The 16395-nt window shown below is 71.7% G+C and carries 7 protein-coding genes; 2 read left to right on the plus strand and 5 right to left on the minus strand.

All coding sequences use genetic code 11. The annotated features are described in order from the left end of the window. Positions 1–2: 2 nt before the first annotated feature. The 3 genes from AC3EUV_RS21290 to AC3EUV_RS21300 form a co-directional block, all read right to left on the minus strand. Positions 3–1157, minus strand: a complete 1155-nt coding sequence (locus AC3EUV_RS21290; RefSeq protein ID WP_432142306.1) for an NAD(P)/FAD-dependent oxidoreductase — start codon at positions 1155–1157, stop codon at positions 3–5. Between the two features lie 266 nt (positions 1158–1423). Then, complete coding sequence (locus tag AC3EUV_RS21295; RefSeq protein ID WP_435603597.1) at positions 1424–10771, minus strand: Ig-like domain repeat protein; 9348 nt, start codon at positions 10769–10771, stop codon at positions 1424–1426. Between the two features lie 490 nt (positions 10772–11261). After that, positions 11262–12296 (minus strand): chitinase, encoded by a 1035-nt coding sequence (locus AC3EUV_RS21300; RefSeq protein ID WP_432142308.1) that lies wholly within the window; start codon positions 12294–12296, stop codon positions 11262–11264. Between the two features lie 411 nt (positions 12297–12707). On the opposite strand from AC3EUV_RS21300, the gene AC3EUV_RS21305 reads away from it, so the two are divergent. Beyond that, positions 12708–14219, plus strand: a complete 1512-nt coding sequence (locus tag AC3EUV_RS21305) for a PepSY-associated TM helix domain-containing protein (RefSeq protein WP_435603598.1) — start codon at positions 12708–12710, stop codon at positions 14217–14219. 57 nt (positions 14220–14276) lie between these two features. On the opposite strand, the gene AC3EUV_RS21310 is transcribed toward AC3EUV_RS21305, so the two are convergent. Both AC3EUV_RS21310 and AC3EUV_RS21315 read right to left on the minus strand, forming a co-directional pair. Continuing rightward, complete coding sequence (locus AC3EUV_RS21310) at positions 14277–14552, minus strand: hypothetical protein (protein ID WP_042158621.1); 276 nt, start codon at positions 14550–14552, stop codon at positions 14277–14279. Positions 14553–14749: 197 nt separating this feature from the next. Next, entirely contained in the window at positions 14750–15625 is an 876-nt protein-coding gene (locus AC3EUV_RS21315) for an alpha/beta hydrolase (protein WP_432142310.1), read from the minus strand. 467 nt (positions 15626–16092) lie between these two features. On the opposite strand from AC3EUV_RS21315, the gene AC3EUV_RS21320 reads away from it, so the two are divergent. Next, the gene (locus AC3EUV_RS21320; protein WP_435603599.1) at positions 16093–16353 is read left to right on the plus strand and encodes a hypothetical protein; all 261 of its coding nucleotides are present in this window, start codon (positions 16093–16095) and stop codon (positions 16351–16353) included. The last annotated feature ends 42 nt before the right edge of the window (positions 16354–16395 follow it).

The following is a 16395-nucleotide window of genomic DNA, read 5'->3' on the forward strand; positions in this document are numbered from 1 at the left end:
GGTCAGACGGCGGCTTCGAAGCGATCGGGGGCGAACGGGCCCGGATCCAGGGGCAGTTCGGCCCCGCTCAGGGACCGCGCGATGAGCAGCCCGGTGGCGGGGGCGAGCCCGATACCCGCGCCTTCGTGACCGCAGGCGTGCAGCAGACCGGGCACCCGCGGATCGGGGCCGATGGCGGGCAGATGGTCGGGCAGGTACGGGCGGAACCCCACATACGTCCGCATCGCGCGGACCCCGGCGAGCACCGGGAAGAGTGCGGTGGCCTGGGCCGCCAGACGGCGCAGGACCTCGGTCGACATTGTCCGGTCGAAGCCGACCCGTTCCCGGCTGGCGCCGATCAGGACGGGACCGGCCGCGGTCCCCTCGACCACCGCCGAGGTCTGGAGTGCCGCCGAGCCGCTGGCGACGTCGGCCACATAGTCGGCCGCGTACACCTTGCGCCGCACCACCCTCGGCAGCGGTTCCGTGACGAGCACAAAGCCGCGGCGCGGCAGCACCGGGAGTGCGACGCCCGCGCGCCGGGCGAACTCGCCGCCCCAGGTGCCCGCCGCATTGACCACGTACGGGGCAGACACCTCGCCGGCCGCCGTGCGCACCCCCCGCACCGCTCCGTCCGCCGTGGTCAGCAGGCCGGTGACGTCCGCACCGAGCCGCAGGCGCACCCGGTCGCCGCCGGCGCGCAGCAGATGGGCGGCGGCCAGCGCCGGCATCACCTGGGCGTCCTGCGGGTAGTGAAAGCCCCCTGCCAGGCCGGGAGTCAGATGCGGTTCCAGCTCCCGCAACCGGTCCGCGGGAATCTCGTCCGCCCGCACCCCGGCCGTTCGCTGTCCGGCCGCGAAGTCGCGCAGGGCCCGCATCCCGGTCTCGTCGGCGGCGACCACGAGGCCGCCCTTGGGCTCGTACTCGATCTGCGGCGGGAGCAGTTCCGCCAGCTCCTGCCACAACCCGGTGGACAGCAGCGCGAGATCGAGTTCGGGTCCGGGCTCCTTGTCGGAGACCAGGAGGTTGCCCTCACCGGCGCCCGTGGTGCCGCCCGCGACGGGGCCGCGGTCGAGCACGGTGACGGAGAGGCCGGCGCGGGCCGCGTAGTAGGCACAGGCCGCGCCGACCACGCCCGCGCCGACGACGATGACATCCGAGCTTCTTCTCGTGGGCACGTCAGTAATATTTCACATTGCACTGACGCTGCCAAGGGTGACGCGTGATCCGGTCGCAACTCCCCCCGGGCCGGCGCCCGTCGTCGCGTCCGGATTCTTCACGACTCCCCGGACGCGGGTAAGTAACGGACGCGCCAACCGGACCGAGGCGCCACTGCGGCGGATCGCGGCACCGGGAGAGCCACGAAGGCCGCCCGGCACTTCCCGAGGCGGCCGGAACACGGTGGTGCCCCGGCTCCGCGCACGGGAGCCGGGGCACCGCTCCGTCAGTTCACCGTCTGGACAGTGGTTCCGGACGACGGCGCAAAGCTGACGTCACCGTTGTAGTTGCCGGTGACCAAGTGGGTCCCCTTCTGGAGCGGATTGAAGCTCGCACTGGCCGTGCCCCCGACGAGAGGCACGGTCAGGGGGCTGCGTCCCGTGATGGCGAGGGTGACGGTTCCGGTGGGCGTGCCCGTTGCGGGGGCCACGGGAACCACGGTCGCGGTGACCGTGACCCGGTCTCCCGTCGTGGAGGGGTTGGGCGTGGAGACCACCGTGGTGGAGGTCGAGGCGCGGGTGACGGTCTGGGTGTCGGTGCCGGTGGAGCCGTTGAAGCTGGCGTCCCCGCCGTAGGTGGCCGTGATCGTGAACGGGCTGCCGGTGGTGGTCGTGTAGGGGTGGGTGACGGTGGCGACGCCGCCGGAGAGAGTCGCCGTGGCGGTGCTGGTGCCGTCACCGAAACTGAAGGTGACCGTGCCGGTCGGCGTACCGGCCGCGGAAGAGACCGTCGCCCGGACGGTCACCGTCCCGCCGGACACCGAGGGGTCGGGAGTGGAGGTCACCGTGGTGGTGCTCGCGTTCTTGGTGAGCGTCTGGGTGTCATTGCCGGAGGAGGCCGCGAAGTTGGCGTCCCCGTTGTAGGTGGCCGTGACGGCGAAGGGGCTGCCGGACCTGGTGGCGTAGGTGTGGGTGAGGGTCGCGGTGCCGCCCGAGAGGGTGGCGGTGCCCGCGCTGGTGCCATCGCCGAAACTGAAGGTGACCGTACCCGTCGGCGTACCCGCCCCCGGCGCCACCGCCGACACCGTCGCCGTCAACGTCACCGCCTGCCCCGCCACCGACGGATCCGGCGAAGAAACCACCGCCGTCGTCGTCGCCGCCCGGCCCACCGTCTGCACATCACTGCCGCTCGATGACGTGAAACCGGCATCCCCGTTGTAGGTCGCCGTGACGGAGAAGGGGCTGCCGGTCGTGGTGGTGTAGGCGTGGGCGACGGTCGCGATGCCGTCGGAGAGCGAGGTGGTGGTGGAGGGGGTGCCGTCGCCGAAGCTGAAGGTGACCGTACCGGTGGGGACGGCGGCCCCGGGCACCACGGAGGCGACGGTGGCCGTGAGGGTGGTGGGCTGGCCGACGACCGTGGGATCGGGCGAGGAGAACACCGCCGTGGTGGTGGCCGCCTTGCCGACGGTCTGGGTATCACTCCCGCTCGACGAGGCAAAGTTCGCATCCCCGTCATACATCGCGGTAATCGCGAACGGACTGCCCGCAGTACTGCCATAAGCGTGCGTCACCACCGCCAGACCATTGCTGACCGGCGCCGTCAACGTCGGACTGCCGTCACCGAAGTTGAACGTGACCGTACCCGACGGCGCACCCGCCCCCGGCGCAACCGACGCCACCGAAGCCGTCACCGTGGTCAACTGACCCACCACCGTGGGATCGGGCGAAGACGCCACGGCCGTGGTGGTGGCCGCCTTACCGACGGTCTGGGTATCACTCCCGCTCGACGAGGCAAAGTTCGCATCCCCGTCATACATCGCAGTGATCGCGAACGGACTGCCCGCAGTACTGCCATAAGCGTGCGTCACCACCGCCAGGCCCTCACTGACGGGCGCGGTCAACGTCGGACTGCCGTCACCGAAACTGAACGTGACCGTACCCGACGGCGCACCCGCCCCCGGCGCAACCGACGCCACCGAAGCCGTCACGGTGGTCAACTGACCCACCACCGTGGGATCGGGCGAGGACACCACCGACGTCGTCGTCGCGGACCTGCCCACCGTCTGGGTGTCACCTCCGCTCGACGAGGAGAAGCTGTGGTTCCCCTCGTAGAGCGCGGTCACCGTGTAGGGGCCGCCCGCGGCCGTGTAGGCGTGGGTGACCCGGGCGACGCCGTCGGAGAGCGAGGTCTGTGTGGGCGGAGTGCCGTCCCCGAAGTCGAAGGTGACCGCGCCGGTCGGCACCCCGGCTCCCGGTGCGACCGGTGTGACGGTCGCGGTGAGGGTCACCGGCTGGCCGACCACGGACGGGTCCGGCGCGCTGACCACGGTGGTCAGCGTCGACGCCGGATCCACCGTCTGACTGTCCGTGCCCGAGGAGGAGCTGAAGTTGGCGTCCCCGCTGTAGCGCGCGGTCACGGTGTACGGGCTGCCCGTCGCGGTGGTGTAGGCGTGGGTGACGCCGGCGACCCCGCCGGAGAGCGAGGCCGTGACGGCCGCCGTTCCGTCGCCGAAGGTGAAGGTGACCGTTCCGGTCGGCACCCCGGCGCCGGGCGGGGTCGGGGCCACGGTCGCGGTGAAGGTCACCGGCCGGCCCGTCACCGAGGGGTCCGGGGAGGAGCTCACGGTCGTCACCGTGGTCGCGGCGCTGATCGCCACCGTGTGGACCTCGGTGACGGTGGCGGGGGCGAAGTCGTCGTCACCCTGGTAGGTGGCGGTGACTGTGTAGGGGCTGCCGGTCGAATCCGTGTAGGCGTGCGTCACGGTCGCCACATCGGAGATGACCGGTGCGGTGACGGGCGGGGTGCCGTCGCCGAAGTCGAAGGTGACGGTCCCGGTGGGGGTGCCCGCGCCCGGGGGAACCGCGGAGATCAGCGCGGTGAAGGTGACCTCCTGTCCGGCCACGGACGGGTCCGGGGTGGAGAACAGGGACAGGGCGGCGGATGCCTGGCCGACGGTCTGGCTGTCGGTGCCGGTGGAGGGGTCGAAGTCGATGTCCCCGCTGTAGTTGGCCGTGACGGTGTACGGGCCGGGAGAGGTGTCGGTCCAGGTGTGCGTCACGGTGGCCACGCCGGCGGTGAGCGTGGCGGTGACGGAGGGGCTGCCGTCACCGAAGTCGAAGGTGACGGTGCCGGTGGGGGTGCCGGCCCCGGGCGCGGCCGCGGAGACCGTCGCGGTGAGGTCCACCGCCTGGCCCGTCACGGAGGGATCGGGCGAGGAGGTCACGGCCGTGGTGGTCGCGGCGGGGTCGACGGTCTGCATGCCGGTGCCCGTGGAGGGGCTGAAGTCGGCGTCCCCGTTGTAGCCGGCGGTGAGCGCGTACGGGCTGCCGGAGGTGCTCGCCCAGGCGTGTGTGACGGTGGCGGTGCCGTCCGTCACGGGTGCGGTGACGGACGGGGTGCCGTCACCGAAGTCGAAGGTGACCGTGCCGGTGGGGGTGCCGGCCCCCGGCGCGGCCGCGGAGACGGTCGCGGTGAGGTCCACCGGCTGGCCCGTCACCGCGGGATCCGGCGACGAGCTGACCACGGTCGCCGACAACGACGGCTGCACGGTGTGTGTTTCGGTCCCCACGGACGCGGTGAACCGGTCGTCGTCGCCGCTGTAGGTGGCGTGGACCGTGTACGGGCTGCCCGTGGCGCTCGGGTACGTGTGCACGGCGCTCGCCACGCCACCCGCTGCGGCGACGGTGACGGGCGCGCTGCCGTCGCCGAAGTCGAAGGTCACCGTCCCCGTCGGCGCGGCGTCCCCCATGCTGTCGGACAGCACCCTCGCGAGGAACGTCACCGGCTGGCCCGTGACCGAGGGTTCCGGCAGTCCGCTGACGGTGGTGGTGGTCATAGCCGGGCCGACGGTCTGTGTGCCGGTACCGGTGGAGGGGCTGAAGTCGGCGTCCCCGCTGTAGACGGCCGTGACGGTGTACGGGCTGCCGGACGTCCCGTCCCAGGCATGGGTGAGGGTGGCGGTGCCGTCCGTCAGGGGTGCGGTGAGGGGCGCGGTGCCGTCACCGAAGTCGAAGGTGACGTTTCCGGTGGGGGTGCCGGCTCCCGGTGCGACGGCGGAGACCGTCGCGGTGAGGTCCACCGGCCGGCCCGTCACCGAGGGCGCCGGCAGTGCGCTGACGGCCGTGGTGGTCTCGGCCGGGGCGATCGTCTGCGTGCCGGTACCGGTGGACGGGGTGAAGTCGGTGTCCCCGCCGTAGTCGGCCGTGATGGTGTACGGGCTGCCGGAGGTACCGGCCCAGGTGTGTGTCGTCGTGGCGCCCCCGGAGGTGACCGGCACCGTGCTGGGTGACGTGCCGTCACCGAAGTCGAAGGTGACCGTGCCGGTCGGTGTCCCGTCCCCGGGCGCGGCGGCCGAGAGGGTCGCGGTGACGGTCACCGGCTGGCCGGTCACCGCCGGATCGGGCAGCGAGTTGACCACCGTCGTGGACGCGGCCTGGCCGACGGACTGTGCGGTCGTGCCGCTGGAGGCGGTGAAGTCGGTGCCCCCGCCATAGGTGGCGGTGACGGTGTACGGGCTGCCGGACGGGCTGGGGTAGGCGTGTACGGCCGTGGCCACCCCGGCGACGACGGGTTGCGCGGACGAGTCCGTGCCGTCCCCGAAGTCGAAGATCACTGTTCCGCTCGGCGCACCCGCGCCCGGCTCCACCGGGGCGACGATCGCCGTGAAGGTGACCGGCTGGCCGACGACGGACGGGTCCGGTGCGGAGGTCACCGTGGTGGTCGTGGCGTCCGGCAGGACGGTCTGGGTGGCCGTGGCCACCGAGCCGGTGAAGTCATCGCTGCTGTTGTAGGTGGCGGTGATCGTGTACGGGCTGTGGAGGCTGCTGGTGTAGGTGTGCATGAGCGTGACGGCTCCGCCGACCAGGGAGAGCGTGGCGGGCGGGGTGTCATCGCCGAAGTCGACGGTGACCGTGCCGGTCGGAGTGCCGGCACCCGGCGGGACCGGGGCGACCGTCGCGGTGAGGGTCACCGGCTGCCCCACGACCGCGGGTTGCGGACCGGAGGTCACCGCCATGGTGGTCGCGGCCGCGTACAGGGACTGGGAACCGGTGCCCGTGGCCGGGCTGAAGTCCGCGTCGCCGCTGTAGGTGGCGGAGACCGTGTACGGGCTGCCGGCCGTGGTGGTGTACGCATGAGTGACCGTCACCGTGCCGCCCACTGCGGTGGCGGTGACGGTCGGGGTGCCGTCGCCGAAGTCGAAGGTGACCGTCCCGGTCGGCGTGCCCACCGCCGGGGCGTCCGCCGTGAGGTTCGCGGTGAGGGTCACCGGCTGGCCGACCGCGGAAGGGTCCTCCGACGAGAGGACGGCGACGGACACCGTCCCCGGGTTCACGGTCTGGGTGTCGGTGTCCGTGGACGGTGCGAAGTCCGCATCGTCGTTGTAGGTGGCGGTGGCCTGATACGGGCTGCCCGAGGTGTGGGGGTAGGCGTGTACGGCGGTCGCCGTGCCGTCGGTGAGGGGCGCCCGGACGGTCGGGGTGCCGTCGCCGAAGTCGAAGGTGACCGTCCCGGTCGGGGTGCCGGCTCCCGCGTCCGTCGAGGTGACGGTCGCGGTGAAGGTGACGTCCTGGCCGGTCACGGACGGGTCCGGGGCGGACTCCAGCACCGTCGACGTGGCTGCCCGTACGACCGTCTGGGTGTCGAATCCGGCCGAGCCCGCGAAGTTCCCGTCCCCGCTGTAGACCGCGGAGATCGTGCTGGAGACGGCGGCCGCGGTATAGGTGTGGGTGGCCGTCGCCGTATCGCCGGTGAGCGGGACCGTCACGGTCGCGGCGCCGTCGCCGAAGTCGAAGGTCACCGTGCCGGTCGGGGTGCCCGCGGCGGGCGGCACGGGCGCGACCGTCGCGGTGACGGTCACCAACTGGCCGACGATGGACGGGTCCGGAGCGGAGCTCACCGTCGTCGAGGTGCCCGACACACTGGTCTCCACGCCCTGCGCGACCGTCCCGGTGGAGGCGGCGAAGTCGGCGTCCCCGCTGTAGGTCGCGGTGACCGTGTAGGGGCTGCCGGCGGTGCTGGTGTAGGTGTGCGAGACCATGGCCACGCCGTGGGAGACCGGTGCGCTGGTGGGCGTGCTGCCGTCCCCGAAGTCGAAGGTGACCGTCCCGGTCGGGGTGCCGGCGCCCGGCGGCACCGGGACCACCCGCGCGATCAGCGTGACACTCTCGCCGGCCGCCGAGGGAACCCGCGAGGAGGTCACCGTGGTGCTGGTCTCGGCCGGGTCGACGGCATGGACGATGGTGTCCTCGGACGCGGCGTAGTTGGCATCACCGAGGTAGACCGCGGTGATCGTGTAGGGGCTGCCGGACACGCTGGTGTAGGGGTGGGTGACGGTCACCGTGCCGTTCACCAACTGGGCGGTGAGGACCGGGGTCCCGTCGCCGAAGTCGAAGGTGACCGGCCCGGTCGGGATGCCCGAGGCGGGTGCGGTGGGGGTCACGGTGACGGTCACCGACTCCCCCGTCACGGACGGGTCGGGTTCGGCGGTGACCGTGGTGGTGGTCGCGGCCTGCTCCACGGTGTGCGTAGCGATGCCGACGGAGTCGGTGAAGTTGGTGTCCCCGCTGTAGGTGACGGTGACCGGGAACGGGTTGAGGGGCGCGGTGGCGTAGGCGTGGGTGAGGGTGGCGGTGCCGGCCGTGAGGGGTGTGGTGACGGGTGCGGTGCCGTCACCGAAGTCGAAGGTGACCGTCCCGGTCGGGGTGCCCGCGGCCGGCGGGGCGGCCGTGACGGTCGCGGTGAAGGTGACCGGCTGGCCGGTGACCGACGGTTCCGGCGAGGTCGTCACCGTAGTCGTGGACACCGCTTGGGCGACCGACTGGCTGTCCGCCCCCGAGGAGGGGTTGAAGTTGTCGTCACCGCTGTAGGTCGCGGCGACCGTGTACGGGCTCTCCGCCACCTCCGGATTGGCGTGGGTGACCGTCGCCGTACCGCCCTCGACGGGTGCCGTGACGGGCGGGCTGCCGTCGCCGAACTCGAATGTCACGGTTCCCGTGGGCGCGCCGGCCGCCGGGGCCTCGGGGGAGATCTGCGCGACGAAGGTCGTCAACTGCCCCACCGTGGACGGGTCGGGTACGGAGGCCACGGCGGTGGTGGTGTCGGCCGGCTGAACGGTCTGGGTGTCGGTACCGAGTGAGGTGGTGAAGTCCGGGTCACCGTTGTAGGTGGCAGTGACCGTGTACGGCAGTTCGGCCGCGTCGGCGTAGGCGTGGGTGATCTCGGCGGTGCCCGCGGTGAGGAACTCGGTGTCCAGCGGTGTGCCGTCACCGAAGTCGAAGGTGACCGTCCCGGTCGGGGTACCGGCGCCTGGCGCTAGCGCGGTGACCGTGGCACTGAACGTCACCAGCTCCCCCACCGTCGACGGATCCGGCGCCGAGACCACGGCGAGCGCGGTAGCGGCCGGCTGAACGCTCTGGGTGTCGGTGCCGAGCGAGGTCGTGAAATCCGCGTCCCCGTCGTAAGTGGCGGTGACCGTATAGGGGTTGTCCGCCGCAGCGGTGTAGACGTGGCCGGTGGTGGCGGTGCCGGCCGTGAGCGGCGTGCTGACGGGGGCGCTGCCGTCGCCGAAGTCGAAGGTGACCGTCCCGGTCGGGGTCCCGGCGCCGGGCGCGAGCGCGCTGACCGTCGCACTGAAGGTCACCAACTCCCCCACCGTCGACGGATCCGGCGCCGAGACCACCGCCGTCGACGACCCGCTCGCTCCCACCGCCTGGGTGCCGGTCCCCGTGGAGGGTTCGAGGTTCCCGTCGCCTTGGTAGGTGGCGGTGACCGTGTAGGGACTGCCCGCCGTACCGGCGAAGCCATGGCTGGTGGCGGCGGTGCCGCCGGTGAGCGGGACGTCGACGGTCGGGGTGCCGTCGCCGAAGTCGAAGGTGACCGTGCCGGTCGGGACGGCAACTCCGGGCGGGACGACGATGACCGTGGCGGTCACGGCCACCGGCTGCCCGGCCACGGAGGGGTTGGGTGCCAGGTCCACCGCGGTGTGGGTGGCCGCCTGCTGCACGGTCTGGCTGTCCGTCCCCGTGGAGGGCGTGAAGTTGTCGTCGCCGCTGTAGGTGGCGGTGACCGCGTAGGGCAGTCCGGCGGCGTCCGCATAGGCGTGGATCGCGGTCGCGGAGCCACCGTCCATCGGCACGGTGACGGGTGCGGTGCTGTCGCCGAAGTCGAAGGTCACCGTGCCCGTCGGCGCGCCGGCTCCCGGCGGGGTGGGAGCGACCCGTGCGACAAAGGTGACCGGCTGGCCCACCAGGGACGGTTCGGGCCCAGCCGTCACCGTGGTGGTGGTCGGTGCCTCCTCGACGGCCTGGGTGTCCGTCCCGGTGGCAGGCATGAAGTAGAGATCGCCGCTGTAGTTGGCGGTGACGGCGTAGGGGGTGGCCGATGGGCCGGTGTAGGCGTGCTCCACGGTGGCCGTGCCGTCCGTCAGGGACGCCGTCACCTGCGCGGTTCCGTCACCGAAGTCGAAGGTGACGGTGCCGGACGGGGTACCCGTCGTGGACGGGACGCCCTCCACTTCGGCGGTGAAGGTCACCGGCTGGCCCACGAGGGAGGGATCCGGCGTGGAGGTGACGGTCATCGCCGCCGGCGCCTTGTAGTCGAAGGCGTCGGGGAACGTCACACTGCCCCCGGGGGTGGTGACGACGATGTCGGCGGGGCCGGGGACGCCCGCGGGTGTCACCACGACGAGCACGTTGTCGGAGTACGCGCGGAAGGACCGTACGGGGACGCCGCCGATGGTGACCGCGCTGACGCGGGCGAGGCCGCTGCCGGTCAGTACGACGGTGGTGCCGCCCGCGATCGGCCCGGTGTCCGGGCTGACGCCGGTGACATGAGCCACCGCCGCATAGGTGTAGAGCAGCCGGTTGCTCACCCCGCCGAGGGTGGTGACATACACGGGGACGGTGCCGGGGCCCGCGGCAGGCGGAACGGTGACACTGACCTGCCGGTCGGAGAGCGCCGTGGGGAAGGCGACGGCGTCGCCGAAGTGGACGAGGAGCGCGGTGCTCAGGTTGGCGCCGGTGAGAACGACGGTGTTGCCCCCGCCGATCGGTCCCGTGGAGGGGACGATGGCCGCCAGGCTGGGCCAGGTGATGTAGTAGAAGTAGCCGACCCGGGCCGATCCGCCAGGCGTGGTGACCGTGATCGGGACCACCCCTTGCCCCGCGGGAGTCACCGCGACGATGGTCGAGTCGTCGAGCACGGTGAAACTCGCCGCCCGGCGCGAACCGAAGGTCACGGCCGTGGCGTGGGTGAAGTTGCGCCCGATGATGGTCACCAGGGTGCCGCCGCTGGAGGAGCCCTGGTCGGGGAAGACACCGGAGAACCGATTGCGCGCCGCCAACAGGCCCGGACCGGCCGCGGCATCGAGTCTCCCCCAACTCGCCCCGTGGACCGATCTGTTGCGCAGCCCGGTGAGCGCACCCAGCAGGGCGGCGCTGTCCCTGGGCACCGCCAGATCCGTGCCGTCGACCACGGTGCGGACGACCGGGCCGCCGGCATCGCCCCGTCCCAGGAGTGGGACCGGCGTGCCGAGGGTGGGGACGACCCGGTGGGACAGCGGGTCGATGACGGCGAGGCAGTTCCCGCCGCGGTCGGTGACGAGGGCGAGCCCGCAGGGGCGTTCCGGAGTCAGCATGACGGTGTCACCGCCGATGCCGCGCCCCGGGTGGCCGGGTCAACGGGGCATTCTCCACAGGGCAGTTGGGGGAAGGGAGCGTACCGGCCCGGCGGGGCCACCGTTCGGAGAGCGATGGCGCGGACGGGGCACACAGCGCGGGCAGCAGGCATGACGGCTCCAGGGCCAACTTGCGGGCTCGCCGCACCATGAGACGCCCGCGTACGCGCGCCGACATGGCCGGTCCTGCACATCCCCAACGGGGGAGCGCTCGAACGGCACCGTCATCACACCGGTGCTCCGAAACAGGCAGGGCGCCTTCCACTCCCCCGGAAAGGATGGGCGGCCCACCGGAATCGGACGGATTCAGTAACCCATCCCGGTGAGGTGCAGGCAACACAGCGGGACCGAGCTCACCCGAACGGGCGAGCGGAACCCGGTCACCGGTGAACCGCCCCCGGCCGGGCACCCCGGTGCGGCGGTGCCCGGCCTCGCCGTCAGCTCTCCCGGCTCAGCCCGTAAAGGCGCGCAGGAACTCGTTCGTCTTCTTCCCCAGGCTCGAACAGGTCGCCACCGCCTTGAGGTTGGCGCCTCCCGGGCAGGGCTTGTCGCGGGTGACCGACCACATCGACAGCCGGCCGAGCCCCTTCTCCTCGGCGAACTTCTTGAGCTCCGCCGCGTCATCGGGCCGGAAGACCTCGACCTTGACGTCGTTCACGCCGATCATCGGGGTGACCGCGACGCTCTTCCACGCCGTGGCCTCGTCCCGGATGCCCAGCGCCCCCTTGATCTGCTTCTGGGTGGCGGTGGCGGCCGCGATGGCGTATTTGCCCATGTCACCGTCGTAGTAGGTGCCGTAGTCCATGGCCATGATGTTCACGGTGGAGATCCGGGCACCGTTCTTCTTGGCGCTCTTCAGCACCGCGACGGCGTGCCGGTTCAGGCCGGAGGGAAGCACCGGGAGGGTGACGGAGACGTCCAGTTCTGCGTGCTGCTGAAGTCGGGCGATGGCCTGTGCGCGGAGGTCGTTGGCCTTGGTGTCCGTGAGCGCGGGGCCCTCGATATCGAAGTCGACCTTGGTCAGGTGGTAGGCGTCGATGACCTTGCGGTACGCGTCCACCAGCTTGTCCACCGAGCCGCAGACCCTGGCCAGTTCATTGCCGCTCTGTCCGCCGAAGGAGATCCGTACATCGCCGCCCTGGGCGCGCAGTGCGTCCGCCTGCCGCGCCACCGGGTTGGCGCCGAGTGTCTGCCTGCCGCCCCACTTGGGCACACAGCCGCCGCCCGGCGAGACGAACGCCAGGCTGTACTCCTTCACCCCGGTCTCCTCGGCTCCCTTGACCAGATCGAAGGAGGGCTTGAGTGAGGTGTCCACATATGGCGAGAACCCGGCGGTCTTCGGCGTGGGGGCGGGGCTGCTCGGCTTCGCGGAGGGGGTTACCGGGTCCGGGCGCTCGGGCTTTGCCGGCTCCTCGGACGAGCAGCCGGCGAGCAGGGCCGCCGCTGTCATGGCCGTCGCCGCGGCGATTGCGGTGGGCCTCCGCATGCGGCTCCGCCGGGAAGCGTGTGCGTCTGCGGGGTGCGTCATCATCGGGCTGCCTCCAACGGTGGGGGGTGGGCGGTGCTGTTCGGACCGGCGGCACGGGGCGGGACGGGCGGAAGACTCCGTCTGCCACGGGCCTGGTCCGGGGGCCTCGGGCGGTGTGTGCGGGAGGGGAGGACCCGGCGCAGCAGCCCACACGGCACGCGCGACATCAGCACGTCAGCAGGTAAGGTCGGCCCGTTTGTCATGGCCGCCATCGTGCCATTTGGTGCGGGGAGGGTGGGTGCGGGCCCGGCAGCCTGCCGTATGGGGCAGCTCACATCATGCGCGGGAACTCGTGCCGCGGTTCATCCGCCTCCCTGAGCGGTACCGGCAGCGGGCCGGGCCACCTCCGCTACGAGCCGGGAGCCCCGCGTGCCCACTGAACAACGTCTCGCACCGAGCGAAGCACCGGACTCCCCGGACACCCCGGACACCACCGGCTCCGGGGAGGAGCGTGCGGTACGGCGTACCGGGTGGGCCGCGCTCCGTCCGCTGGTGTTGCGTCTGCACTTCTACGCCGGGGTGCTGATCGCGCCCTTCCTGCTCGTCGCCGCGGTCACCGGGCTGCTGTACGCCGGTGCCTTCCAGGCGGAGAAGGTCATTTACGCGCAGGAACTGAGCGTGCCGGTAGGTAAGGCCGAGCGGCCACTGTCACAGCAGGTCGCCGACGCCCGCAAGACACATCCCGAGGGCAAGCTCGCCGCCGTACGCCCGGCCCCGCGCCCGGGCGACACCACCCGGGTCCTGCTCTCCGACGTACCGGGCGTCTCCGCCGACCACCAGCTCGCCGTCTTCGTCGACCCCTACACCGGGAACGTCCGAGGGGCTCTGGAGACGTACGGTTCCACGGGCGCGCTGCCCCTGCGCACCTGGCTCGACGCCCTCCACCGCGACCTGCACCTGGGCGAGACCGGCCGGCTCTACAGCGAACTGGCCGCCAGCTGGCTGTGGGTGGTCGCCGGGGGTGGAGTGGCGCTGTGGATCGGCCGGAAGCGCCGGAACCGCCGGCTGCGGGCGCTCGCCCTGCCGGACCGCACCGCCACCGGCCGCCGCCGGACCCTTTCCTGGCACGGTGCGGTCGGCCTGTGGGCCGCGGCCGGCCTGGTCTTCCTCTCGGCGACCGGTCTGACCTGGTCCGCGTACGCCGGGGCGAACATCGGCGAACTCCGGGAGTCCCTGGGACAGGCGACCCCGACCGTCTCGACGGCCGTGACCGAGCACCACGCCGGACATGGCGGCTCCGCAGGCATGCCCGGGATGCCCGACATGCCGGGGAGGGGTGACGCGAAGGGAAACCGCTCGAGCGGATCCGCGCCTGCGGACGTCGGCATCGACAAGGTGCTCCGAACGGCCCGCACCCAGGGCCTCACGAACCCCGTCGAGATCGGCCTGCCGACAGAGAAGGGCACCGCCTACGTCGTCAAGCAGGTGCAGCGCAGCTGGCCCGAGAAGCAGGACGCGATCGCCGTGGACCCGGCGACGGGCAAGGTCACCGATGTCTCACGCTTCGCCGACCACCCCGTCCTGGCCAAGCTCACCCGCTACGGCATCGACCTGCACACCGGCACCCTTTTCGGCCTCGCCAACCAGATCGCGCTGGCCGCGCTCGCCCTCGCCCTGATCTTCCTGATTCTCTGGGGCTACCGGATGTGGTGGCAGCGCCGTCCCACCCGCGACCGCGCACTGTCCTTCGGGCGTCCCGTTCCGCGCGGCGGGTGGCGGCAGGTACCCTTGCCCGTGCTCATTCCGCTGGTGTTGGCCGTAGGGGTGGTGGGCCGGCTGGTGCCCTTGCTCGGCATTTCGCTGGTCGCGTTCCTGATTGTGGACATCGCTCTCGGCGCGCTCGGCCGCCGTCGCCGCGTACCGGCCACGACTGCCGGCTGACGGGCTTCGCCGCTCGGCCTCGGCATCACCGTGGCCGTCGCGGGTCATAAGGCCAGGTCAGGCGTCCCGCATCTCCGCCAGCCGGAACGGCCCCGCCGCGCCGGGACCGAACATCACCGGCAGGTTGCGGCCCAGCGGTACGACGACGAGCGGCTCGTCGCGGTACTCCCGGAGGAATTTCTCCAGGGGCTCCCAGATCAGGCTCCGATACCCGGACTCGGTCCGCTGATGCTCAAAGGAGAGGGTCAGCGCGGAGTCCATCACGGTGACACTCACCGCATCGACCTCCAGCCACTCTCCACCGATCCAGGCCTCAAGCCTTACGTATGACATGCCGCAAGAGTGCCCCGCGCCACACCCGCCTCGCAAACCGCACCACGCCCCTGGCGACAAACGCCGCCCGGCCACCACCGTGCCGCGCCGTCGCCCGCCGCGCAGTGCGTCCTCGCAGGTCGGCCCCGGGGCACCCGGTCGCGCCGGTGCCACTTGAGGCAGGCGCGGCGGGTGCTACCACCCGCCGCGCCCGTGGGTCACCGCCGGCGCTCGTCCGCGACGCACCAGGGTTCGGCGAGTTCGCCCAGGACACGGGCCGCCGGTGCCGGGTCGACCAGCCACTTCAGGTGGCTTCCCGCCAGAGTGTGGACGTCGTACGGGTTGTCCGGCGTCAGCGCGTTGCCCTCGCGGATCAGCCGGTCCTGTAGGGCGAGCGGCAGGCTCGTGTCGTCGGCCAGCCGCACGAAGGTCTTCGGAATGCGGCCCCAGGTCGCGGCCTGCGCGCGGTCGGCGGAGGTGCCGACGTCCAGGTTCTCGTCGGGCTGGAAGGTGTTCAGGAAGGTCAGGAACTCCTCGTCGGTGCCGTCGGCGAGGAAGGCCGCCTTGAACGCCGCGAGGGCGGCCGGGTCCGCGGTGCGGAAGTTGATGCGCAGCAGGCCGAGTTCGGCCGGGTTCCCGGCCAGCGCTATCGCCAGGGAAGCGGCGTCGACCGTGGCCATCTCCGGCTCGGCGTAGTAGTCGTTGACGTCGAGCTCGACCGGGCACCAGGCCGAGACATAGACGATGCGGTCGATCAGGTCCGGCCGTGCGTTGGCCGCGGCGGTGGCCGTGACGCCGCCGCGGCTGTGGGAGACGAGGATCACCGGCCCGTTCTCCTTGGCCCGCTCCAGGACTCCGATCAGGTGCGCGGCGTTGTCGGCGAGCGTGACGCCCTTGATCGAGCCGGGCGTGGTGGCGAGCTCTTCGAGATTCTGCGGCGCCTGGTAGGCACGCGCGTAGGTTGCCCCGAATCCGTGGCCGGGCAGGTCGACGGCGACCGAACGGTGTCCGAGGAGGCCGAGTTCGGCCTGGAGCGGTGCGAAGGAGAAGGAGTTCGCGAAGGCTCCATGAACCAGTACGAAGGTCGGTTGCATCTTGTTCTTACTCACTTTCTTGCCACCGAGGCTCCCGCCCGCACACACCGCGCTCTTCCCGGCGCCACAGGCCACCTCGCGGCCGAGGAACGGGCCGTCGTCCTGCGCACCGCCCGCGCCGCAGGGACGTTTCGTGCGTGGCAGGCGCCACGCGGCCAAGCGCGGAGTCTCGAGCGCAGCGCGCGGACGGTTGCCCGGTATCCGAGGGTTCACAGTACTCAACGGAAGATCATCCGCACTACCGGTTTGCGCCCCTGGCGGCGAAATCGGTCGTCATGAGAGCCAAGCGAGGTCTGTCCTGCGACACTTGCCACTGATCACAGCGCGGCCGACGCCGGTGACATCGACGCCCATCTGAAGCTCAACCGCATGGACGACGCTGACGACAGCTGAGGCAGCTGGCCACGGCGCAACAGACCGATCTCGCGGTCGCCTGGAAGTACCGGGGGCGGGGCTACGGCCGCGTCATGGACGGTGGCGGCTGGCGCAAGGTCGACGCCTTCATCGTCGAGACCCGGCTTGAGAGGGATCACTTCGTCATCACAAGCAGGCGCTGTAATTTCACGAAGGCGGTCAACGCCGGGGACACGAACGCCGACTGCGCCAGCCCGTACGCCCTGGGGCGAACCCACTACACCGGTGACGGTCGCATCTACGTCGACATCGACGATGACGGCCGCGGCGGCACCTGGTACGACCTCGAAGGCTCAAAGCCGATCGGTGGCTGACCTGTCGTAACTGTTATCAGGCGCCCCGCTACTGCCAAGGCC

Source organism: Streptomyces sp. bgisy130 (assembly GCF_057708345.1).

Bases quoted from the DNA above. Each gene is read 5' to 3' on its own strand.
- AC3EUV_RS21295 (WP_435603597.1), bottom strand. From the start codon at position 10,771: ATGCTGACTCCGGAACGCCCCTGCGGGCTCGCCCTCGTCACCGACCGC.
- AC3EUV_RS21300 (WP_432142308.1), bottom strand. From the start codon at position 12,296: ATGCGGAGGCCCACCGCAATCGCCGCGGCGACGGCCATGACAGCGGCG.
- AC3EUV_RS21310 (WP_042158621.1), bottom strand. From the start codon at position 14,552: ATGTCATACGTAAGGCTTGAGGCCTGGATCGGTGGAGAGTGGCTGGAG.
- AC3EUV_RS21315 (WP_432142310.1), bottom strand. From the start codon at position 15,625: ATGCAACCGACCTTCGTACTGGTTCATGGAGCCTTCGCGAACTCCTTC.
- AC3EUV_RS21320 (WP_435603599.1), top strand. From the start codon at position 16,093: ATGGACGGTGGCGGCTGGCGCAAGGTCGACGCCTTCATCGTCGAGACC.